This is a genomic window from Streptomyces stelliscabiei (assembly GCF_014873495.1).
Classification (GTDB): Bacteria; Actinomycetota; Actinomycetes; order Streptomycetales; family Streptomycetaceae; genus Streptomyces; species Streptomyces bottropensis.
The window spans coordinates 6,802,992-6,824,863 of the sequence record NZ_JADBGF010000001.1 but is presented as its reverse complement, the minus strand read 5'-3'; the positions used below and the strand labels follow the sequence as shown (position 1 = coordinate 6,824,863).

Here is a 21,872-nt window from a genome sequence, read left to right as displayed (position 1 = left end):
TCCGAAGAGGAGGGGGATCGGTCGAGGCACCGGGTGATCGCGACATGGACGAGGATGAAGCCGTCACGACGGTAGTCGGGTTGAGAAGGTCCCCCGCGAGCAGGCCGGATACGGCACGCACAGGCAGCGCATAGTGGACAGGATGACCAAGTCGTAGCTCCGTTAGGCCGTCCAGGCGATGACGAAGTCGAGCATTCAGCGGGGTGGGACTCCTTGAGTTGGGCCTCGGAAGTGGCAGGGGGTCGGCTCGCGGGTAGGCACCACGGACAGACCTGGCGATCTTTTTGACGACAGCCCGCACGCCTTCCCTGTGCCCTGACCTGGTGTTTTCGGGGGCATAGTACGTTGACATGCGTTGCAAGAACGTTCCAGTCTTGTGAGCCCCTTTTTCGTCTGCCGTGGGCGAAATCGATTTCCCGCACGGCTGGTGAGCCCTGGTGGCTGCACCGACTTGCCCCTTGGATCAGTTTCTTGGCGCTCTGGCCGAGCAGTTGCTGGGGGGCTGCACCAGCCGACGCCCCCTCAACTGAGCGCTGCCGCCCAGCCTTGCGCAACCCGGTCCCCAACGGACGGACACGGGCATGGACGTCGCGGTGCGTCTCGCCCGACCCTGACGTCACTCAGGACCTGGACTGGTGAGGACTGACAGCGAATCATGAGTCGCGAGCGGACAAGGAGAAGGTCTGATAGGAGTCTCAGCGGGGTACGGTGTCAGCGACGTTTGGTCGCCCCGTATCGACTGGCTCGATAGCTTGCTTGCATCACAACTCGCCGAAACGTCAAGGCTCCTGCGTTCCGTACCTGTGGACAGATTGTCCTCACAGGGCTCTTGCCGGGTGGAAGGCTTCATTCTCTGAGGCCGCTCCCAAGGTGAGGTTGTCGTCATGGCGCGTCGCAATCCCGAACGTCCGACGTATGGATTCACGGTTGTGGCTGCTGTCGAGGCCGTCCCGGCGGCACGCCGCCAAGTCGTTGCACTGGCCAAGAATCTGGGTCTTCCCATGTCGGACCAGATGCTGGAGACCATCGAGTTGCTGGCCAGCGAGGTGATCGCCAACGCTGTCCTCTACACAGATGCTCCGTGCGATGTCGCTGTGACACGGACCGACGAACGGCTTCGTGTCGAAGTGACGGACACCGATCCATCGCTGCCGAGCGCTGTCGACGCTGGGCCCAACGACGAGAGTGGCCGCGGCCTCCTGCTCGTTGATGCCTTGGCGGACGCCTGGGGGACACAACCAGCACCCACGGGCAAGACGACCTGGTTCGAGATCACGCAGGAGCCTTCGACCGACGGCGAGCGCAACTCCACGGATGCACCTCCTTCGCCTCCTACGGCGGCAGATGTCGCGCGACGAACCGAGCGCCAAGCCCGCTTGGCATCGCCGGCCACCTCCCGGTCGACCTTCGTGCCAACAAGTGCGGGGAGGCAGCATCAAGCTGCCTGACGCTGCCGACCCCTGCATGACTGCGTACGTTTCTGTGGGAGTCGCGATGTCCTTCGTGATCAATCGCCAGTGAGTTGATGTCACCCCCTGGCGCAGGTGCCCGGGAGGTGCGCCAGCGCACCTCTTTGAGAAGCCGGACGGCTCTGCGATGGTCGCGTCGCGCACCATCGGTAACAGGAAGCGGTGCCCGACCGAGAGGCACGCAGGCAGGAAGAGGGTATTGGGAGCCGGAACGCGCCGACTCATGTGGCCGCAGTGGCCGTTGCCGTCCCTCCGGCCCGTCCCGAAGAGCCGCCCTCTGGTGCCCTTTCAGCCTCCCTATCGGACAGCGGTGGATGCGGGGGCGAGTGGCCCTGAGCCGAGGAACAAGCCACCCCATTGCCTGGGGACGGTCGAGGAACCCCGCCTCGTCGGCATCAAGGACGATCACCTGGCGGGCCACCGCTGAGTCCCAACCCGGCGCACTTGACGAACTCGCCCAAATAACAACGGCCAACTGGGTGGCCGAGTTCCGTCACGGGCCTGTGGCGTAAATCGCGACACTCAACTCTCGCTTGCTTGTGCGATCTGTCGCCCGTACGGGCTAACGTATCGGCCATGTTCAGCCACAGCCCCGGACGATGCACCATCGCTGATTCGACCGCGATGGGCTACCGAGGCATAGGCCCTTCCCGCTCGCTCGTCAGCGCGGATCTCAGGTCTTCGCGCTGATTCACTCGGGCGGGATGACGACGCGTGCCGTCCCGTGGGAACGCATCAGAGGCCGTTGTAATCCCGCTCCTCCCTACTACGGAGGGGCAACATGCCCAAGGCGCAGCCAGCCGAGCCGGAGTCCGCACCCAGCATTCCGGAGCCCCGCCCACCGGGGCTTTCATCATCTAGCTCAGAGTCTGAAGTGAACACCTCGAAGTCCCCCTCCGCCACCAGCTCCTGGGTCGTGACGGCAGCGGTGAAGGGCCTCTGCGCAGGCGCCGGCCGCGCGGTGACGGACTTCATCCTTCGGCAGTTCTAGCCGCAGGGCCCCGCACGACGCGGGGCCCTGCGCTTCTGCCAAGCCGGCATTTCGTACGCTCGAACAGGGAACTGCCTGGGGGCTGCTTCAGTTGCGATCGTCCTTGACCACCGCCCCGGAAGGGGCGGCGGGCTCCCGCTGTATCGACGTGCAGGCGAGAGGCAGGCGGCCTGGTAGGTAGACCGGCACCAACCCGCGCTGGCACTCAGCGCGAGGTCATACGAAGTGAGCTTTCTCCGCCGTTGTGCTGCCGAGGGACGTGGGGTCCCAGTGCCGCCGTGCCACAGGGCTACGGCGCCAGCGGCGATGGCATAGTTCCGGCGGTCAATCTCGAAGGCCGGCCATGCCTTGATCCGTCCGCCGAGGACGCTGGCAACTCATCTGACTGCAGTGCAAGGCGTGTCACCTGGCAGAACATGAAGACCCGTCAAGGCTCGGCCGGCCCGGCCCACCGTCACCGGCGCACCCGCACCCGCAGCCGCAGCCGCAGCCGCAGCCGCGAGGACATCGAGGCCACTCCGTGAGCATCTCCGTCGCCGAGCACCCTCCCCACCGCGCCCGCCGATAGGGTTGGCGGCGTCGGAGCGAGGAGGAAAACCATGGCGCTGACCACGTCGCTGGCTGGCCGGGTCCGGAACACGAGCCTGCCGAAGAGCCATGCCCTCTTGCCGCTCCTTGAGGCCGTCGTTAACGGCATCCAGGCGATCGACGCCCGATTCGGCGACGACGTGGAGCGTGGCCGTCTGAGCGTCAGGATCCAGCGCAGCCCGCAGGAGGAACTCGACCTCGGTCCCGCTGGCCCCGGACGAGTGGCGCTGAAGCCCATCGTCGGCTTCAGCGTTGAGGACAACGGGGAGGGCTTCACCCCGGAGAACATGACCTCGTTCGAGACACTGGACAGCGACCACAAGGAGACCCTCGGCTGCCGTGGTGTGGGACGCCTGCTCTGGCTCAAGGCGTTCGACAGGGTTGCGATCCGCAGCACGTATGAGGATGACGCCGGCGGCCTCCACGGACAGCAGTTCCGGTTCTCGGTCGAGCGGGATGTCGAGCCGGACGGGGAAGCGCACGCCCTCGGAGACGCCGGCACGATCGTGAGCCTCGACGGGTTCAAGAAGCCCTTCCAGCAAAGCGCGGTGAAGACCGTCGACGCCATCGCTCGCGAGATGTTCGAGCACTGCATCTGGTACTTCCTCCGCCCAGGCGGCGCACCTGACGTTACGGTGACCGACGGCGACGAGACCGTCTCGCTCAACAACCTCATGGCCGACTTCGTGTACTCCGAGATGCCGGCGACCACGATCGACGTCAAGGGTGAGAAGTTCGACATGGTCAACCTCTGCCTCAAGTCCTCGACGCGCAATCCCGCCCCACGGCTGCACTGGTGCGCCGCGAGCCGCGTTGTCGTGGAGGAGAACCTCACGAGCAAGGTGCCGGGGCTCTACGGGAAGCTCAAGGACGAAGCGTCCACCGAGTTTACGTATGTCTGCTACCTGTCCTCCAGCTTCCTCGACGATCACGTCCGCGCCGACCGCACGGCCTTCGACATCGCCGAGGACGTGCAGGGCGCGACACTAACCGAAGATGTTTCGCTGGACGACATCCGCGCGGGCGTGCTGGAGGAAGTCGAGAGGATCCTGGCCGTCCCGCTCAGCGCGGCGCGCGAGGAGGGCAAGGCTCGGGTCAACGATTTCGTGAGCAACCGTGCTCCGAGGTACCGGCCCGTTCTGTCGCGGCTAGAGTCGCTCGGCGTGACCGTGGATCCGTCCATCAAGGACCAGGACCTTGAGTTGTTGCTGCACGGCAAACTGCAGAAGCTCGAAGCCGCCGCGATCGCCGAGGGCCAAGCCGTCTTCGCCGAAGCGGGCTCCACACAGCCGGAGGACTACGCCGAACGGCTCACCCGGTATCTCGACACGGTGACGGACATCAACCAGTCCGACCTGGCCGCGTACGTCTCGCGCAGACGAGTGATGCTCGATGCCCTCGACAGACTGATCAGGTCCGACGACCAGGGCAACTACAGCAGGGAGGACGCAATCCACTCCCTGCTCATCCCGATGCGGACCGACTCCAACAAGATCGGCACCGACGCCTCGAATCTTTGGATCATCGACGAGCGGCTTGCGTTCCACGAATACCTCGCCTCCGACAAGACGCTCAAGAGCATGCCCATTACCGGATCCGAGTCGACCAGGGAGCCCGACGTGCTCGCGACTCGGCTCGTCGACTCCCCGATGCTAGCCGCGGAGGGCGAGAGGCTACCCCTGCCGTCCATCGTCGTAGTCGAGATCAAGAGGCCGATGCGTAACGACGCGTCAGAAGACAAGGATCCGATCCAGCAATGCCTTGACTACGTGAAGCGGGTACGGAAAGGCGGGGTGAGGACCGCGTTCGGTCGTCCGATCCCCCCGTCCCAAGAGCCGCCCGCGTTCTGCTATATCGTCGCCGACCTCACGCCGACGATGGTTAGCCGTTGCGAGTACGCGAACCTGCGGGCGACTCACGACGGAATGGGCTACTTCGGCTTCAACGAGGCGAACAAGGCCTACATCGAGGTCATAAACTTCAACCGTCTCGTCAACGCGGCCACCGAGCGAAACCGCGCATTCTTCGACAAATTGGGACTTCCTTCCAGTTGATCGATGATGAGACTGTGCGAATTTCAGAGATCCCCATCACGCAAGTGCGTCGGTAAACGCGCCCATCGCCAGCAGGGTGGCCGGCCGTGGGCAGAAGACGCATACGGTCGGAGTAGGCCCGTAGACGTTGTCTGCGTACATCTGATCGCGGCGGAGACCTCCGGCCGCACATCGCTCTCCACGGCGATACTGCCGCAGCCCGAGTCCTCCTGCCCAGCTCAGGCATTGGGAGTGGGGAGTGTTTACGTGTCGCCACATGCTTCGGATGGGCATTCCGACGGCTCACCGCGGGAGCACCTCGGCGGTCGAAGGGTTCTCACGGAGGAGCTGGTTCGTGACGCCCGGCGGCAGGTACGAAGCGGGGCTTCGGTAGATCACCTCGCACGTGCGATCGGAGTGAGCAGTAGAGCGCTCTCAAAGGCGGTCTATGGCGCCACCTGGCGGCGCGTGGACGATCCACCGCCGATCAGCCGGCCCATGCCCGCTGATCCGGATCAGCCCAGCCCGACCGTCCTGAATGAAGATCACGTGCGTAGGTTGAGGCGCGAGCACGCTGATGGCGCGTCGGTGCGCTATCTCGCAACGAGAAACGGCCTTCCCTACAACACTGTTCACGATGCGATCAGGGGCGTCACCTGGGGACATGTCGGTGGTCAGGTCCCGGAGGACCTCCCCGGAGAGCCGCGTCGCCCAGGTGTGCTCCTGACCGCGGCGTCAGTGGGAGAGATGCGGCGGGCGCATGCTGGAGGCGCTTCCTTGCGATCGCTTGCTGACAAGTTTCGCCTGGAGTACGCAACGGTCCGAGCGGCAGTACGGGGGGCAACCTGGCGTCACCTCACCGATCCGCCCCCTGTTCCAGCCACCGGGCGGGGCGGACGACATGCACTCACCAGTGAACAGGAAGCTGACCTCGTAGGGATGCGTGAGCAGAGCGGGTCCACGTACGCCCAACTCGGCGCCGCGTTCGGCATCAGTGAGTCCACGGCTTGGCACGTCTACAAACGCTGTCGTGGATCAGCTCCAGACTGAACATGCATGTGCCGGGTCGCGCTGTGTGGAGCGATTCTGTCGGCGCGGACAGCCAGGGCAATTTGGTTGCTGGGCAAGACGCTGCCTGGTGAACTGAACGGCATGCCGAACCATCACTGACGAGACGAGGACTTCCTTCCGTCAGCAGGGCTTCACGGTGATTCCCGACGTGCTCAGCAACAAGCAGATCGCCACAGGACGCAGCATCACGCGCGCGGTGGATGCCCACCTCAGCCGGACGGCATCACAAGATCTCCGACGGGCCGAATAATGTGATCGTCTGCAGCGGCCGAGCAGCCGTTGGAAATCGGTAGGCTTGCAGGCATGTCTACAGCCTCCACACGCGTGCGTTTCGCCCCGTCCCCGACTGGAATGTTCCATGTTGGCGGGGCCCGGTCGGCTCTCTACAACTGGGCCGTCGCACGACAGTCAGGGGGCAAGTTCGTTCTGCGGATCGAGGACACCGACGCGGCCCGCAACAAGCCGGAGTGGATCGACGGCATCATCAGCGCGCTCGCGTCCATCGGGATCTCCAAGGACGATCCCGCCTTCGAGGGTCCGTACTTCCAGTCGCAGAACGCCGACCGTCACAGCGAGGCCGCCCAGCAGCTCTACACGCAGGGCCGCGCGTACTACTGCGACTGCACCCGTGAGCAGCTCCAGGAGCGCACCGGTTCGCAGCACCTCGGCTACGACGGCTTCTGCCGGGACCGGGGTCTGGAGTACGTGCAGGGCCGGGCGCTGCGGTTCCGCACGCCCACTGAGGGCGAGACGGTCGTCGTGGACCTGATCCGGGGTGAGCCCTCCTTCCCGAACTCGGCGATCGAGGACTTCGTCATCGCCCGCGGCGACGGCTCCCCGGTCTTCCTTATCGCCAACGTGGTCGACGACCTCGACGAGGGCATCACCCTGGTCATCCGTGGCGACGAGCACCTGTCGAACACGCCCAAGCAGCAGCTGCTGTGGGAGGCGCTCGGCGCGAAGGCCCCAGTGTGGGCGCACCTGCCGGTGATCGTGAACGAGAAGCGGCAGAAGCTGTCCAAGCGCCGGGACAAGGTCGCTCTTGAGGACTACCTCGCCGAGGGTTACCTGCCGGAGGCAATGACCAACTACCTGATGCTGCTCGGCTGGGGCCCTGGGGACGACATCGAGCTCCGCCCGTACAAGGAGCTGGAGCAGAAGTTCCGCGTCGAGGACGTGAACACCTCGCCGGCCTTCTTCGACATCAAGAAGCTGACCGCCTTCAACGGCGAGTACATCCGCGCCCTGCCGCTGGAGAAGTTCGTCGAGGCATGCGAGCCGTGGCTGCTCGCCCCGTACGCCAACTGGGCGCCCGAAAACTTCGACCAGGCCGCGTGGGAGGCGATCGCCCCTCACGCCCAGACACGCGTGGCCGTCCTGTCGGACATCACGGCCAACGTCGACTTCCTGTTCCTGAAGGAGCCGGTGGAGGACGAGGCGTCCTGGGACAAGGCGATGAAGGGCGACCCTGTGGCTCTCCTCACCACGGCCCGAGCCAAGCTGGAGACGGCCGACTGGACCAGCCCCGAGTCCCTCAAGGAGGCGGTCCTGGCCGCGGGCGAGGAGCACGGCCTGAAGCTGGGTAAGGCCCAGGCCCCGGTGCGCGTCGCGGTCACGGGCCGCACGGTCGGTCTGCCCCTCTTCGAGTCCCTGGAGGTCCTCGGCAAGGACCGCACACTCGCCCGGATCGACGCCGCGCTGGCGAAGCTCGCCGGCTGATCACTTCCTGATCATGGTCCCGCCGCCTGCGCGAGGAGGCGGGACCATGCGTCGCGGAAGTACGTCGTGTCGAAGCGAGCCAGCGTCTCGTACACGGTCTTCGACTCGGCGGGCGCAGCGTCCGCCCGATCCCGTATCTGCTGAGCGAGCCGACGCGGATCCAGGGGCGGCTGCTCGGTCAGACGCGCGAGGTCACCGAGTCCGGCGATCGGCTGGATGAGGCACGGCATGCCCAGGAGCAGCGCTTCTGCGGCGCACCGGCTCCACCCTTCCCGCATGCGCGGGGTGAAGACCCCGACGTCGCAGGCCCGCAGCAGTTCGAGGTACCGGGGACGAGGCAGGTCGAAGTGGAGTCCCGGGGAGCCCATAGTGTTGCTCCCGGTGGTCACGAGACGGAGCCCGGGTTCGCCCTCGATGGCCGTGGCGACCGTCTCGATGCCTTTCCAGTGCACAGCTTTGCCCGCGTAGACGATGATCTCGTCCTGCGGGAGACCGAGGCGGGCCTTACTTTCGGCCGGGTCCATGCCGCGGACTCCGTCGATCTCGGCGAGGTCGAAGGCGTTGTAGATCACCTGGACGTTGTCCACTCCGTGCTCCCTCAGGAATGCCGCCCAGGATGGGGCGACGCACACCACCGCACGGCAAAAGGGCAGAACCGCGAAGAGCCTGCGCCACAGCAGCGGTTCGAGGGGCCAGGAGTCAAACTGGAGGGGCTCGTAGTGGTGGAAGACGAAGACGGTCCGGGCCCGCATCTCCGGGGTGAAGAACAGGATGCTCAGGTCGTCCCAGAGGAACGCGCCCGGCTCGTCTCTGAGTTCGCGGACGCGGGGGGCGAGGCGGGCCAGGTGGCGCACCTTCCGTCCTCGGCGGACCGTGTAGGTGCGTTTGTAGTCCGGCACCGTGCGCCATTCGATCGAGTTGGCTGTGACCTCATGGATCATGCGGAGGTAGACGCGGCCTCCGGTGCGGCCCTGCGGCGACATGGAGTGGACGACTGGGGTCACCTGCTCGCCTCCGCTTGCTGTCGGTAGTCGGCGTGGAGCACCTCGTACGCGGCTCGTAGTGGTGGACTCACATCGCGGGACGCCTCGGCGAGCGGCAGGTAGGTGCTGGTCAGGCTGTCAAGGAAGCGCGCCCGGCGGTCAGGGTCCGGCGAGTGTCGAAGGTCGCGCAGGTTGTCGATGCGGTCGGCGAGACGGATGAGCAGTTCCTCCGGGCCGAGGCACCTGATCTTGTTGTGCCAGACGTCCGAGTCCCACGGCTGCTTGGGGCGCTGCTCCAGCCGGTGATCGGGGGTCATGGAACGCAGCCGTTGTGTGAGGGCTGGGCCCAGCTGGGACGCTATGAGGCGCTCAGCCGACGGCGCGATCTCCAGCGCGTCGTGCAGCAAGCCGAGGATGAGCAGTTGGGGATCGGTGACACCCAGTTCGTCCTTCAGGACGGTCACGACGCGCACTGGGTGGTTGATGTAGGGCGATCCCTGGTCACGGACGTGACCGGCGTAGACCGTCGTGGCGAGGATCGCGGCGAGCCGCCCACGTGCTCGTTCCGGCTCCGGCCAGTCCTTGAAGCCGAGTTCGTCTGTCACGGCGGGGGTACTGGTCATGCGCGGTCCGTTCCGTCGGGGGCCGTCAGGGCCGTGTCGAGCCGCACATGTGGGGCGAGGACCAGCGTGTCCTCCACGACCAAGGCGTCGAGACCGAGCTCGACCGCGGCGGTGACGGCCTGCTCGGCAGTGCGGAGGATGGGCGTTCCCTTGAAATTCAGGGAGGTGTTCAGGAGGACGGGCACGCCGGTGAGCCGGTGGAAATCCTCCAGGAGCGGGCGCACGCCCGAGTGCCCTCGGCCCACGGTCTGGAGACGGGCGGTTCCGTCGTGGTGGACAACCGCGGGCATCCGGTCGGACTTGCAGTGCCTTGCGCGTACGACGCGGTTCATGAACGGGTCGCCGTCGCCGAGAAACCACGCGTCGGCTTCCTCGGCCAGTGCCAAGGGCGCCAACGGGCGGTAGTCGGCTCGCTGTTTGAGGGCGTTCAGGCGGGTCTTGGTTTCCGCCTTGCCGGGGTGGGCGAGGATCGAGCGGTGACCGAGGGCCCTCGGCCCGAACTCCATGCCGCCCCGTACCCAGCCGACGACGTGGTGGTCTGCGAGGAGCGCGGCGACGGTGGGGATCAGCCGTTCACCGAGGCCGGAGACGCTGCGGTAGCCGCCCGCCAGCGCTCCGTCGGGCACCGGACCGGGGAGCGGGCCCCAGTCGGCGTCCTCGGGCTTCGGCAGAAGGGGTTGTCGGAGGATGTAGTTCCAGGCGTAAAGGGCGGCGCCGACCGCGGTGCCGGCGTCGTGCGGCGCCGGGGCGACGAACAGGTTCTCGAAGCCGGATTCCTCGGTGAGGGTGCCGTTGAGATGGGAGTTCAGGGCGCAGCCGCCGGAGAAGACCAGTGTGTGGGCGGCCGTGAGGTGGCGCAGATGACGGGCCACGTGGATGACCGCCTCTGCGAAGACCCGCTGTGCCGCCGCGGCCAGGTCGGCGCGGGTGTCCAGCGGCTTCGAGTCGGCAGACCGCGCGGTCCAGATGGTGCCTTCGATCCTGAGCGGGGTGTCGGCGTCGTACGAGCCCCAAGGCGCCACGATGTGTACGTGTCCGTGCTCGCCGAGATGGACGAGGTCGCGGAGTTCCTTGTAGTAGCGGTCCGGATCCCCGAACGCGGCCAGGGCCATCATGCTGCCCTCGACTTCGTTGCCTGGCGGAATCACCCGCAGCGCGAGGTTGCGGTAGAAGTGGCCGAGGGACGGGTGGGTGCGCACGGGTCCGGACGGGCCGGGGGCGATGGCTGGTGCGACCTGGTGGACGCGGTCGATGCTGTCCGGCGTCAGGTCGTAGCCGGTGATCCGTTCGCGTCCCGATGCGATGTCCGTGCCGAGGACGGAACCGCCCGCGTCGATAACCAGTCCGGCGGCGTGTTCCTGGCCGGAGAGCAGATAGCCGGCCAGGACGTGGGCGGTGTGGTGGGAGATGAGCTGCAGCCGCTGCCCGAGCGTCTCGGGGAGCAGGGCGGCGAGTTCGGTCTGTTCCGTGGACACCCACGATCCATGCCGGGGGGAAGGCCGCATGGACGGGGTCCACACGTGGTCGATGTCGTCGACGCTGATGCCGGCGGACCGCAGGCACCAGTCGAGGGCATGGGTGGGGGTGCTGAGGATGCCCTTGCGTGTGGTGCGGTTGTGTTTGACGCCGCTCCATCGCTCTTCCTCGGCCGCGTAGATGCGCCCGTCGACGACGAGGCAGGCGGAGGTGTCGTGGTGGAAGTTCAGACCGAGCGCTGCGGGCATGGGGACCTCCGGGAAGAGGGTGGTCAGACGGAAGCCGTGCGATGGGCGAGGGAGGGGACGACCTGAAGGCCCGAGTCCCTGTACTCATGGCACTTCAGGCAGAAGTCGTAGTGCTCGCGGCGCGGCGCGAAGACCTTGGTGGCGAAGTCGTCGTCCCAGACCGTGAACTCGCTGTCGTTCTTGGCCATGGCGTTGAAGCACCGGTAGCAGTCGCCGTCGACCTCGATCATGAGGTGCTGGTCGACGTTGCGGTCGCAGAGGCCGCCGAGATCGTTGGCGGGCTGGCCGACGTCGATGTGGTGGACGTGGTTGGTGACGTGGATGGCGCCGTACTCGTCGCACAGGGCGGCCAGTTGGCTGAGGCGGTCGGGGGCGATGGCCTCCAGCACGCTGTTGATGACGACGGTCTTTCCGGCGTCACGGAGTACGGGGACGACGGCGCTGACCTCGTCGTAGTTGTCGTGCTCCTCGTCGCAGCCGATCAGGACTTGGTCGTAGTGCGCGAGGGTCGCCTGGAGGAGGCGCTCGTTGCGGGCCAGGGTGATCGCGTTGGAGCCGAGCACCATGATCTGCTCCGGGAAGCAGTCACGGGCCAGGCCGCTGAGCTCGCTGAAGTCGCGGTGGACGGTGGGTTCTCCGCCGTTGATGTGCAGCTGTCGGAATGGGATCTGTCCGAGGCGGTCGAGGACCTGCCTGAACGTGTCCAGCGGCATGTTCTCGCCTTGGCCGCCTTCGGCGAAGATGCAGAAGTCGCAGTGGCGGTTGCACTTGGTCGTGATCTTGATTTTCGCGGTCTTGAGGGTCCTTTGCGCGTTGGACAGCACGGAGGACGTCATGGAGAGCCCCTTTGGTCACGTGGAGTGGGCGGAGAGGAAGTCCTCGACGACGGAGCGGTGACGACTCCACAGGGCGAGGAGGTCGTGAAGGGTGCTCGCCGTGGTCGGGCCTGGTGGCAGCAGCTCCGTCATGGCCTTCACGAGCAGCGCGTCGTCACCGGAGGTCCGGTCGGCGAGGCGGGTCAAGGTGTTCCTGGCGGAACGGAGTTCCTTCTCCTCGCGAGCGATCAAGTAGCCGGTCGCGGTCTCCGGCGGAGGATCCAGGTAGTAGATCCAGCGTGCGGCACGTACGCGGAGCATGCCGGCGGTGGTGGTCCAGGCCTCCGCCTCCGCTTCCGACCCCTCCGGCAGCGGCCTGGGGCGCGGTGTGCGTCGCAGTACGGCGTCCACGGCGACGTGGGCCGAGCGCAGTAGCTGCGTGGGAGAAGGCTCCGGATCCGAGGACGTGGCGGACAGGCGGAGGATCGCCTCGGCAAGGACCTCGAGTTCGCCAGGATGCCACTGGCTGAGGGCTGCCGTCTTCCCGGGGCCGCGGGTACGGGTGGCGAGGGCCGCCGACGCGAACCAGCACGGCGCCACGTAGTGCCAGGCGACGCAGTGCCTTCGGTAGCCGTCGAGGTCGTGGTGGACGTTGTCGGCGCTGTCCTTGTCGAGTTGGTAGCGGCCTCCGATCCGTGCGTCGAGGATCCCGCGATAGAACCTCTCGTCCGCGCGGCTCCAGGGCATCATCTGCGCACGGGACTGCCACCGCCCGAGAGTGGCCGCGCTGCCCGTGACCAGGCTCCAGGTGGAGGTCTCGGCTGGTGACACCTGGTTCCGATCGAGCTCGCCCGTAGTGAACGCGAACCCGGGTGGATGTTCGAGCAGTCGGCTGTGGGATGGATCCAGGAGTACCGCCCGGTGGTGGGCGGTGGCCAGCCGCTCATTCCACTCCCACCATGAGGCAGGGGTCTCGTCGAGGACGACGCGGATGTCGATGTCCGAGTGCGGTGCGATGAGGTCGTCGGCCTGCCACTTGTGCGTGAGCATGCTCGCGGTGACGTCCTGGGCGGCCAACTGCTCGGCGTAGACGACGCCGAGCTGCGCGTACGACGCGGTGGAACGAGCCGTGGTCACTCGGATTCACCTCCGGGTCGGCGAAGTGAGCAGCCCCCACCCGTACCGCTGGCCACGGGCAGCAAGGGAAGGACGGGCACGCCCTGCGGTCGCTCCATGCGGTCCCAGCGAAGGTCGTAGTCGACGTAGTGGAAGCCCTGCCAGGCCTCGTTGCTGTCCCGTTCGAGCATGGCGTTGAAGAGGTGGGCGTAGGCGTCGGCCATGGTGCCGTCCGCGAGGTGCTGCTTCAGGGCGATGTCGCGGTTGTGCAGGATGCAGGGCCGGGCGATGCCGGTGGGCGTGACCTTGATGCGGTTGGCGTCGGAGCAGGTGGCGCAGGAGGAGTTGGAGATGAACCCGATGGAGCCCGCCCAGCCGGGCGGCCGCAGGTACTGGCCCGGGCTTCGCACTCCCAACTCGGTCCGGGAGATCTCGCCGGCCTTCTCGAACCAGGCGTGGAGGCGTTCGCGGACCTCCGCCTCAGACACGAACTCCGTGGGGAACAGCGCCTCCGCCGGTCCGATGCGCTGCAGTTCGATCAGCCGTACGGCGATGGGGAGTCGCTTGGCGAGTTCAGCGACACCGAAGGCGTCGTCCAGGTACGACCGCTGGAGCACACAGTTGATCTTGACTTTGAGGCCGAGTTCGAGTGCGCGGCCGATCGTTGCGCGGGCGACTCGTGGGTCGCCGCCGCCCATGATCTCGGTAGACCGTGCGGGATCGAGGCTGTGCAGACTGATGTTCAGGTACGTGAGCCCGGCATTGTGCAACTCGTCCACGGTCAGGCCGCGGCGCAGGTTGCCGTGGCTGGTCATGCCGACGGTCGCCTCGTCGCCGAGCCCGTCGGAGAGCGCTCCGATGATGTCGAGGATGTCGGCACGCAGCGTCGGCTCCCCGCCTGAGCAGTGCGCCTTGCGGATGCCCCAGAGCCCGGCCTCGTTCGCGATGCCCGCGTAGTCGGAGACGGTGAGCGTCTTGTCCTTGTGCCCGTAGTCGGGCATGCACCGTGGCTTGCAGAAGACGCAGTCGAGATTGCAGATCGAGTTGAGAGTGAATGCCAGGTAGGGATGGTTCCGGCCCGACTCGGCGAACCGCCGCAACAGGTCGTTCCTGGACGACTGCTGGTCAGTGGGGGGCATGTGTCCCTCCGTGGGTTGGGGTGACAGCACCGTTGAGGGGCTGGCCGGCGAGGTGAAGCCGGAGGTTGTCGACGAAGAAGGCGACCGCCTGGTCCATGTAGGCGTGGCTGAAGACGGCGCTTTTCGGTGTGAGCACGATCCGCGGGTGGTGGCGGAGCGGATCGTCGAGCGCTGGCGGCTTACGCGGCTGTACGTCGAGGGCGGCGCCGACCAGCGGGCCTTGATCGAGGGCGCCGAGGAGCGCGTCGTGGTCGACTGTGCTGGCCCGCCCTAGGTTGATGAAGACCGTCCCGGGGTGGCACGCCTTGAAGGTGCTCTCGTTGAAGAAGCCGTGCGTCTCGTCGGTCGCGGGAAGCAGGTTGACGACGGCGCGTGAGCGCGGGAGTGCTTCACGAACGCGGTGTGCCGGCACCCATTCGATCCCGTCGGGTTCGGAGCGAGGAGCGCTGCGGCGTACTCCTATGACATGCATTCCGAATGCCTGCGCCACCTCCGCGAGGCGGAGGCCGACGGAGCCGCAGCCGACGATCGTGAGCGTCTCGCCGTAGAGGTCGAAGAAGCTGTCTGCGAGGAGGTCCTTCCACCAGACGGACCAGGTCTGAAGTCGTGCACTCGTGAACAGGCCCCGCGAGAATCCGAGAAGCAGGCCGATCGCGTGCTCGGCCATCGGCCTCCCGTGGTAGCCGTACCCGCGGGTGAGCGTGATGCCCGCGGCATCGAGCGCGGCGGCCGGCCAGTGATCGACGCCGGCCGACGGGGTGGCCGTCCAGCGGAGCCGTGGGGAGGTCTTCAACCACTCGGCGTCGAAGGACCAGCCGAAATAGACGTCAGCGGTGCGGATCTCGACGGGGACGTCGTGCTCGTGGGCGATCAGGAAGCGGACGTCGGGAAAGGCGGACCGTAACTGTCCGGCGTGCCGATCGGATAACCGCCAGAAAGGGTAAGGGGAATTGATGGCGACCAGCGCGGTGGTTGTCACGCTCCACTCCTCGAGGAGGCGCTGAGGGCCATCGCCCAAGGGACGTACTGGCGCAGGTAGGAGTGGATCGTGGCCTCGTAGTCGTGCCGGGCCATGAGCAGGGCCCTGCCGCGTTCACGCATCTGCTCACGTTCTTGGGCGCTGATGTGAAGCGCCCGCCTGATCGCGTGGGTGAGGTCCATGGGGTCACCAGCTTCCGCCGTGAACCCGGTCACCCCGTCGACGACGGTCTCCATGAGCCCGCCCGCCCGAGTCGCCACTACCGGCGCGGCCCCCGAGGCGAAGGCTTCGAGAGGAATCCTCCCGAACGGTTCGGCTCGGGAGGGCACCACGACTCCACGGAGGGCCGGGCTCCGCAGCCATGAGCGGTACTGAGGGGAGAACCGCGGCAGGAACGTCGCGTCGATCGCGTAGTCGCGGACCATCGTCTGGAGTCGTTGCTGGTAGCCGGTCAGAGTCTCTGTGTGCGTCGTGGGCGCGAGTAGGAGGTGCGGCACCCGTTCGCCCTGCATACCGAGGATGCGGACGGCCTCAAGCAGGTCCTCGAAGCCCTTGCTCTCCACCGCCCGGCCCATGGCCAGCAGGAACCCCGCTTCGGCCTGCGGCGGCAGCGGAGCCGGGGCCATGTCCTCGTGGTCGCTCAGGAGCAGGCCGTTGGGGAGATCGACCACCACGTGCCGCGGGACGCCGTAGACCTGCTCAAGATGGCCGCGCATGTGGTGCGAGATGGAGGCTACGCGTGCACCGCCACGCACTGCCGCTGTCAGCCCCTTGTGCTCCCATCGGATGCGTCGCCGGTCCTCCGGGGAGGCGAGTTCGCTCGTCGACCGAGGCAGGAGAAGGAGGCTGAACGGATCATCGGCGCGCCGATAGGGGCCGAGCCCGAGGAAGGGGATATCCAGGCCGATCAGTTGGGCCATGGGCGCGTCGGCGAGACGTTCCCGGGCGGCTTCCGTGACCTGCTCGCACAGTGCTTCGCAGCCCGCGAGGGTGGCGGTCGCCGCTCGGCCACCCGGAACCGGAACGACCTTGGCCCCGGCCTGCCGCAGCATTTCCTCCGTCTCGGCTCCCCACACGGGGTCGTAACTGGGGTCGGAGCGTGAGATGTGAACGGGCATGACCAGGAGGCGTCCTCGCGGCAGCGTCCGCGCGAGTACCTCAAGGAAGGCCCTGTTGCTGAAGCCCGTGCCCGAGGTGCACCCGTAGTAGCCGTCATGCAGTGCGACGGCGATCTTCGGCGAGATCGTGGTTGCGGCCGGCTCGACGGTTCCCTCGGTACCTCGCTGACGCTGGAGGGGGACCGTGTTGGCGGTCGGAACGGAGGCTACGTCGTCTGAACTGCGCGTACGGGTTGCCATGGGAAGACTCCTCCAGTGCGGGATAGGCGGGGGGAGAGCGATGGCTCGGGTAGAGAGGCACCCGGGTCGCGCATTGGTGGTGCGGTCCGTCGGGGATTCGCGCAACGGAGCGTGAAGAGACGATTCCATTCCGCGAGTGCGACGAGCGGACAAAGTGTCCGCAGGAATTCGCCGACGACCTATTGACAGCAACAGGCTTTGTTTCCCGGAGCGTTGAGGGTTACCGAGGTCCTGAATGATCGCTTCGGGCCGGTAGGGATTGCTCGGGCGTACGCCCGCCACCCCGCGCGAATGCGCTCCGCAGGCGCGACGAGGTCCTATCGGGCTGCCTGGACGAACTCGGCAGGCCGAAGGCAGAGAGTGCTGGAAACCGCCAGCAAACCTGCTCGGCTGATCTCCGCACCCTTCGTGTGACCTTGGGCGGTCTTTTCGCGTGATCTTCTCCGGCGCGTCGAGTTGACCTTGGAGTTCCGCGGGGAGCCTGCGTGAGCCATGAAGTTCGCGCGGGAGGAGGACGTAGGTGCTCACGCTCGGAATCGCCAGGGACGAGGGCGAGGTGCGACGGGCCGCGGCCGTCGCCGAGAGCAAGGGCCGGGGCGGTGGTTGGCCCGACCCGGCACTCGGCCAGGAGACCTTCGGCGAATACGCGAACCGCTGGTACGAGGCACAGGACCTGGCCGCCTCGACCATGCAGAACTACAAGCGCCACATCGAGGAGCACCTGCTCCCAGCCTTCGAGGACAAGGCGCTCGCCGGCATCCTGCACACGGACGTCGACCTGTGGGAGAAAAAGGAGAAGGCCGTCTACGCGGCCTCCAGTGTCAGAACCTGGCGCTCGACACTCCACGTGATCTTCGAAGACGCGATCTACGAGGGTTTGATCACGACCAACCCAGCTGCCAGACGGCGCGGACGCGGCAAGCGCGCCGGCCGCTCCCGCAACCGCGGCCCGGAGAAGGTCGTCACCGACGCGCTCGGCATCCTACTGACCGCCGAACGCGCCGCCCTGCTCGCCGGCCGCGATGACGAGTTCGTCGCCGTCGTCCTGAAGGGGTACACCGGCATGCGTTGGGGCGAAATCGTCGGCCTGGAAACGGAATTCGCCCGCCCGAGCTCCGTCCGTGTCGAGTGGCAGCTGTACGAACTCGACACCGGCGAGCTGGTGCGCTGCCCGCCCAAGGACGACAGCTACCGGACCATCGACTCGATGGACTGGCTGTCGGCCCTGGTCGCTAACCACGTCACCCGCACGAAGCCGAGACCCTGCCTGTGTCACGGCAAGACCTATGTTTTCCGCGGGCAGGGCGCGGCTCGCGGCAGCGGCCACCAAGGCGCGAAACTCGTCGACGTCGCACGCCATGCAGAAGTCTCCGCGGGTACGGTGTCCAACGTCCTCAACCACCCCGACCGCGTCACCGAAGCCAAGCGGATGAGGGTGGAGCAGGCCATCGCAGACCTGGGATTCGTGCGCGGCGGTGCGGTGCCAGAGCACGCCGCCCACTGGCGCCGAAACGGCTTCGCGACGTGGCTGTTCACCCCTGCGGTCTCCGGCTGGTACCCGAAGAAGGCTCCGCAGCCGGCCCGCCCCGTACCCCTGCTCGGAGAGCCGTGGCCCGGCGTCCCGGCCCGAGGCCGCGCGGCCAGCGATCGGGCCGAGGCCTGCTGGCTCCCGATCGCCAAGGGCCTCACACCCCACGGCCTCCGCCACACCCACCGGACCGTGATGGAGGACCTCGGCACTGAGCGGGTCCTGATGGACCAGAGGATGGGCCACATCGACGGCTCCGTCTCGGCGCGCTACGCCCACGTCACGCCCGGCATGCGCAAACGACTGATGGTCGGGCTGACCGGGCAGTGGGAGGCAGCGCTCGACGCCCGACTGGTCCTGTCCCCGACTTCTCCGGTGCGCGTGCTCAACGATCTCCTACGGGGACGCGCGTCCATGGTGCGGTCGCCCTGCCATCGATCCGCACCCTGCCGCCCATCACGATGGAGGGGCCCAGCCCGGAGTCGTTGAAGCGGATCTCGTTGGTTGCGCCTGACGCTCGGCGCTTCCTGTACCGGTTACCCGGCGGCTCGTTCTGGTGCGTCGCAGTGGTGCGCCTGGAAACGCGGAAGGCGAGTACCGCGCGTGGGGACTTACGATGCCCCGATGCGGCCAGAGCCTGGACAGTTACTGCACTTCTCCGAGGATCCCACGATCACCCGCTTCGTCCCGCGCGCCTCCCCGACGTCGAAGGACCGGGGGGCCTTTGTCTGGGCCGTCGACGCGGTCCGTTCCCCCGACTACTGGTTCCCCAAGCAGTGTCCCCGGGCGATGGCATGGATGACACCCGACACGTCCCCGTCGGACCGCGAGCGGATCATCGGCCCGGGCGGGGGAGATCGAGTACACGCGATCGAGTACGACTGGCTGGAGGAGATCCGCGACGTTCGCCTCTACGCCTACCGGTTCGACTCCACACCCTTCCGACCCATCGGGGAGCCCGTCCCACGCGCCCACGTGGCGGAGGAACCCGTCCAGCCGCTGGGCCCACCCGAGCCCGTCGGTGACCTCCTTGCCCTGCACGCCGAGGCCGGCATCCAGCTGCGGGTTCTGGACATCCTGTGGCCGTACTGGGAGACCATCACCTCCAGCACGTGCGGGTTCAACGGCATCCGGCTGCGCAACTCCCTCGGGCACCCCGCACACCGGCCCGAGGCCCGACCGCGAACGCTTCTCGGCCAGTCGCGCTCCGGTGGAGGAGCCGTGGAACGGCGGGGAGACGAGAGCACGCGGCAGCGCGGGGAGTCGTAGCCATGATTGATTGACCGTCAGCTCTTGGAGGAGATCACTGTCGTGATCTCCTCCAAGAGCTGCGGTACGTCCTCGAGACTGTCGAGCACCACATCGGCGCCCGCTGAGGCCAGTTCACGAGCCGTGGTCTTGCCGGACGCGATTCCAATCACCGAAGCGCCGCCTTCAACTCCTGTGCGGACATCTTCGAGGGAGTCTCCGATGATGACGGTGTTGGATCGAGTGAAGGCTGCCCCGAGTTTGGCCTGAGCTCGCTTTTGCGCGACGGCGACGAGAGCAGGACGGTGCTCGTCGTCGGAGGAGTACCCGCCGATTTCGGTGTCCAGGAAGTCGTCGAGGCCAAACGCTTCGAGCTTCAACAGTGCGTTGGGCTTGAGGTTCCCTGTGACGACGGTCGGCACGCAATGCGTCTGCTCGTGCACCGCCTTCAGCGCCGACACGGCACCGGGCATGAGGACGCCCTGCTCGCGCAGGTTTTCCTCATGCGCGGCGAGGCGTTGCGGCAGGAGTTCGACCAGGCGCGGCAGCAGTTGGGGGACGTCCGATGCCGACACGCCGTTGTCCAGGAGCAGGGATCGGATCGCGAGGGGCATGGTGACGCCAGTTCCCCGGGCTGGAAGGCGCTCCGCGGGGCGCCCAACGATCTCGGCGAAGGCCTCGCGGTAGACCTGCCGATCGATCTCACCGACGTACAGCAGCGTGCGGTCGATGTCCCACAACACGAGGGACCGTTCGGCTTCAGCCACTCCCGACTCCTTGCCCTTGACCGGGACCACTCTGGAGCGGCGAGCGTACGTGGGTCACGCCCGTCCATCATGTCGACGTGAGCGCTTGGCTACTGTCTGCAGCCGGATACCGAAGGCGGGTTTCGGGCACTTGCGGAATTCGCGCGGACAAACTGTCCGTAGGTATTTCGACGCCGACCTATTGACAAGATGGCGACAAACCTACTCATCTCTCGCCCACTTCGTGGCGATATGCCTCGATTCGTTCATGCGATCGGAGGGTCAGGAGGGAGCGACAAACCGCTTCGGGCCCGTGCCGCGGATCCACGTCGTGGGCGCAGGGCCATCGACTCTGTTAACAGTTGGCGACCAAGGGCGCAGGCTTGGACATTATCCGTACTCTGATCCAAGTGCTTCATCGCGAAGGGACAGGTCCACCGATGAGTGAAAACCTGACGCTGGGAGACCGTCTCCGTATCGCTCGTAGGACACGGAAACTGTCTGCCGCCCAACTGGCACAGAAGATCGCGGTCTCCCCGAGCTACGTGCAGAAGTTGGAGTCGGGCGCGCGCAAGGCTTCACCCTCGCTGGTGCTGGCTCTCGCCAAGGCCCTGCGCTTCGGCCCCGAGGTCCTGACCGGCCAGCCGTACTACGGCGAGCCGGAGGCGGAGGACGGCGTCCACGCCGTCATACCCGAGCTCCGCCGTCTCCTGCTCTGCTACGACAGCCCCGACGACCTGGATGTCGCTCCGCGGGCGCTTCCCGTGCTCGCCTCGGAGGTCGACCAGGTGGCGGCCCTGCGCCGTGACGCCCGTTACGCCCCGATGGGCCCCCTGCTGCCGCCGATCATCACCGAACTCACGCACGTCGCCCTCGGCGGCGACAACGGCGACCGGGCCAAGGCGTTCTGGCACCTGGCGCGCGCCTATCGCGCCGTTAACTCCCTCGCCCACAAGATGGGTCACCACGATCTGTCGAACACGGCGTTGGAGCGCGTCCGTTGGGCAGCGGACCGCTCCGGCGATCCGCTGCTGCAGTTCACCGCCGGCTACCTCGTCGCCGGAGCGATGCTGCGCCAGGGCGCGTACTCGCCGGCGCGCCGCAAGCTCCTCGGACTGCGGACCGAGTTGGAGCGGTTCCAGCCCGAACGCTCCTTCACGGAGGACTCGCTCGCCGTCGACGGCGCGCTACTGCTGAAGCTTGCCGTTCTTGAAGCCCGCGAGAACAACGCCGATCGCGCCGACGACTACCTGAGGGAGGCGGAGCAGGTCGCGGCCATGGCTGGCAACCGCGACTCCCTGGCGTACGAGATGTCCTTCGGCCCGACGAACATCCGCATCCACGAGGTGCACGCGATGATCGACACGGGCGACACGGAGCAGGCCCTCGCCCGCCTCACCGAGTGGTCTTCGGTTCCCGGCGGCGAGTGGGCGCCGCCCATCACGACTGTCGGCGAGCGGTCGAGCCACCATTTCATCGACGTGGCGTCCGCCAAGCTCGCGGAGAACGACCGGGAGGGTGCCTTCGCGGACCTCAAGCGCGCACGGAAGGTCGCACCCAACCACACGCGGTTCCACCCGTCCGTTCGCGAGACGACCGCCGCACTGCTGAGGATGGACGCCCATCCCTCCAACGAGCTTTCCGCGTTTGGTAGTTGGACGGGCATTAGCACAACCTGAGCCTCAGTCAAGGACTTTGGCGAACGGACCCCACGGACAGACTGTCCGCGCAGGGCACCTTGC

Annotated in this window: 14 protein-coding genes and 1 pseudogene; 6 read left to right on the top strand and 9 right to left on the bottom strand. The window is 66.9% G+C overall.

Annotated elements, in window-relative coordinates; genetic code table 11:
* The first annotated feature begins 884 nt into the window (after window positions 1-884).
* The 3 genes from H4687_RS30460 to gltX all read left to right on the top strand — a co-directional run bounded on the left by H4687_RS30460 (window position 885) and on the right by gltX (window position 7,871).
* Window positions 885-1,448: an ATP-binding protein gene (locus H4687_RS30460; RefSeq protein ID WP_078907631.1), complete on the top strand. Its 564-nt coding sequence runs from the start codon at window positions 885-887 to the stop codon at window positions 1,446-1,448.
* 1,611 nt (window positions 1,449-3,059) lie between these two features.
* Window positions 3,060-5,102, top strand: a complete 2,043-nt coding sequence (locus tag H4687_RS30455) for a hypothetical protein (RefSeq protein WP_046912627.1) — start codon at window positions 3,060-3,062, stop codon at window positions 5,100-5,102.
* 1,401 nt (window positions 5,103-6,503) lie between these two features.
* Window positions 6,504-7,871: a glutamate--tRNA ligase gene (gltX, locus tag H4687_RS30450; RefSeq protein WP_046912628.1), complete on the top strand. Its 1,368-nt coding sequence runs from the start codon at window positions 6,504-6,506 to the stop codon at window positions 7,869-7,871.
* An 11-nt stretch (window positions 7,872-7,882) separates the two neighbouring features.
* Here the strand turns inward: gltX and H4687_RS30445 are convergent, their stop codons facing one another.
* The 8 genes from H4687_RS30445 to H4687_RS30410 are packed head-to-tail and all read right to left on the bottom strand — an operon-like array spanning window position 7,883 to window position 16,608.
* Window positions 7,883-8,875 (bottom strand): glycosyltransferase, encoded by a 993-nt coding sequence (locus H4687_RS30445; RefSeq protein WP_107082285.1) that lies wholly within the window; start codon window positions 8,873-8,875, stop codon window positions 7,883-7,885.
* Window positions 8,872-9,477 carry an HD domain-containing protein gene (locus H4687_RS30440; RefSeq protein WP_046912630.1) on the bottom strand — a complete coding sequence of 202 codons (606 nt, stop codon included), beginning with the start codon at window positions 9,475-9,477 and terminating at the stop codon, window positions 8,872-8,874. The genes H4687_RS30445 and H4687_RS30440 overlap by 4 nt, the downstream gene beginning before the upstream one ends.
* Entirely contained in the window at window positions 9,474-11,201 is a 1,728-nt protein-coding gene (locus tag H4687_RS30435; protein WP_046912631.1) for a carbamoyltransferase C-terminal domain-containing protein, read from the bottom strand. Before H4687_RS30435 ends, H4687_RS30440 begins: the two co-directional genes overlap by 4 nt.
* Window positions 11,202-11,224: 23 nt before the next feature.
* Window positions 11,225-12,037 (bottom strand): radical SAM protein, encoded by an 813-nt coding sequence (locus tag H4687_RS30430; protein ID WP_046912632.1) that lies wholly within the window; start codon window positions 12,035-12,037, stop codon window positions 11,225-11,227.
* A 15-nt stretch (window positions 12,038-12,052) separates the two neighbouring features.
* A complete protein-coding gene (locus H4687_RS30425) occupies window positions 12,053-13,153 on the bottom strand; it encodes a hypothetical protein (protein ID WP_046912633.1) in 1,101 nt (366 codons plus the stop codon).
* A complete protein-coding gene (locus H4687_RS30420; RefSeq protein WP_046912634.1) occupies window positions 13,150-14,271 on the bottom strand; it encodes a radical SAM protein in 1,122 nt (373 codons plus the stop codon). Before H4687_RS30420 ends, H4687_RS30425 begins: the two co-directional genes overlap by 4 nt.
* Entirely contained in the window at window positions 14,258-15,250 is a 993-nt protein-coding gene (locus H4687_RS30415; protein ID WP_046912635.1) for a D-2-hydroxyacid dehydrogenase, read from the bottom strand. The genes H4687_RS30420 and H4687_RS30415 overlap by 14 nt, the downstream gene beginning before the upstream one ends.
* Window positions 15,247-16,608, bottom strand: a complete 1,362-nt coding sequence (locus H4687_RS30410; RefSeq protein ID WP_050399609.1) for a glycosyltransferase family 4 protein — start codon at window positions 16,606-16,608, stop codon at window positions 15,247-15,249. The genes H4687_RS30415 and H4687_RS30410 overlap by 4 nt, the downstream gene beginning before the upstream one ends.
* A gap of 547 nt (window positions 16,609-17,155) precedes the next feature.
* Between H4687_RS30410 and H4687_RS30405 the strand changes: the two are divergent.
* Both H4687_RS30405 and H4687_RS30400 read left to right on the top strand, forming a co-directional pair.
* Window positions 17,156-18,625, top strand: a pseudogene (locus H4687_RS30405) (LacI family DNA-binding transcriptional regulator); the annotation flags it as partial.
* Window positions 18,626-18,760: 135 nt separating this feature from the next.
* Window positions 18,761-19,405 carry a DUF6886 family protein gene (locus H4687_RS30400; RefSeq protein WP_063778502.1) on the top strand — a complete coding sequence of 215 codons (645 nt, stop codon included), beginning with the start codon at window positions 18,761-18,763 and terminating at the stop codon, window positions 19,403-19,405.
* A gap of 17 nt (window positions 19,406-19,422) precedes the next feature.
* On the opposite strand, the gene H4687_RS30395 is transcribed toward H4687_RS30400, so the two are convergent.
* On the bottom strand, window positions 19,423-20,151 hold the full coding sequence (locus H4687_RS30395) for an HAD family hydrolase (protein WP_046912679.1): 729 nt from the start codon (window positions 20,149-20,151) through the stop codon (window positions 19,423-19,425).
* Window positions 20,152-20,570: 419 nt separating this feature from the next.
* Here H4687_RS30395 and H4687_RS30390 point away from each other — a divergent pair, with 419 nt between their 5' ends.
* A complete protein-coding gene (locus H4687_RS30390) occupies window positions 20,571-21,809 on the top strand; it encodes a helix-turn-helix domain-containing protein (protein WP_046912636.1) in 1,239 nt (412 codons plus the stop codon).
* Window positions 21,810-21,872: the final 63 nt, after the last annotated feature.

Bases quoted from the DNA above. Each gene is read 5' to 3' on its own strand.
- H4687_RS30460 (WP_078907631.1), top strand. From the start codon at position 885: ATGGCGCGTCGCAATCCCGAACGTCCGACGTATGGATTCACGGTTGTG.
- H4687_RS30455 (WP_046912627.1), top strand. From the start codon at position 3,060: ATGGCGCTGACCACGTCGCTGGCTGGCCGGGTCCGGAACACGAGCCTG.
- gltX (WP_046912628.1), top strand. From the start codon at position 6,504: ATGTTCCATGTTGGCGGGGCCCGGTCGGCTCTCTACAACTGGGCCGTC.
- H4687_RS30440 (WP_046912630.1), bottom strand. From the start codon at position 9,477: ATGACCAGTACCCCCGCCGTGACAGACGAACTCGGCTTCAAGGACTGG.
- H4687_RS30435 (WP_046912631.1), bottom strand. From the start codon at position 11,201: ATGCCCGCAGCGCTCGGTCTGAACTTCCACCACGACACCTCCGCCTGC.
- H4687_RS30430 (WP_046912632.1), bottom strand. From the start codon at position 12,037: ATGACGTCCTCCGTGCTGTCCAACGCGCAAAGGACCCTCAAGACCGCG.
- H4687_RS30420 (WP_046912634.1), bottom strand. From the start codon at position 14,271: ATGCCCCCCACTGACCAGCAGTCGTCCAGGAACGACCTGTTGCGGCGG.
- H4687_RS30410 (WP_050399609.1), bottom strand. From the start codon at position 16,608: ATGGCAACCCGTACGCGCAGTTCAGACGACGTAGCCTCCGTTCCGACC.
- H4687_RS30400 (WP_063778502.1), top strand. From the start codon at position 18,761: ATGCGGCCAGAGCCTGGACAGTTACTGCACTTCTCCGAGGATCCCACG.
- H4687_RS30390 (WP_046912636.1), top strand. From the start codon at position 20,571: ATGAGTGAAAACCTGACGCTGGGAGACCGTCTCCGTATCGCTCGTAGG.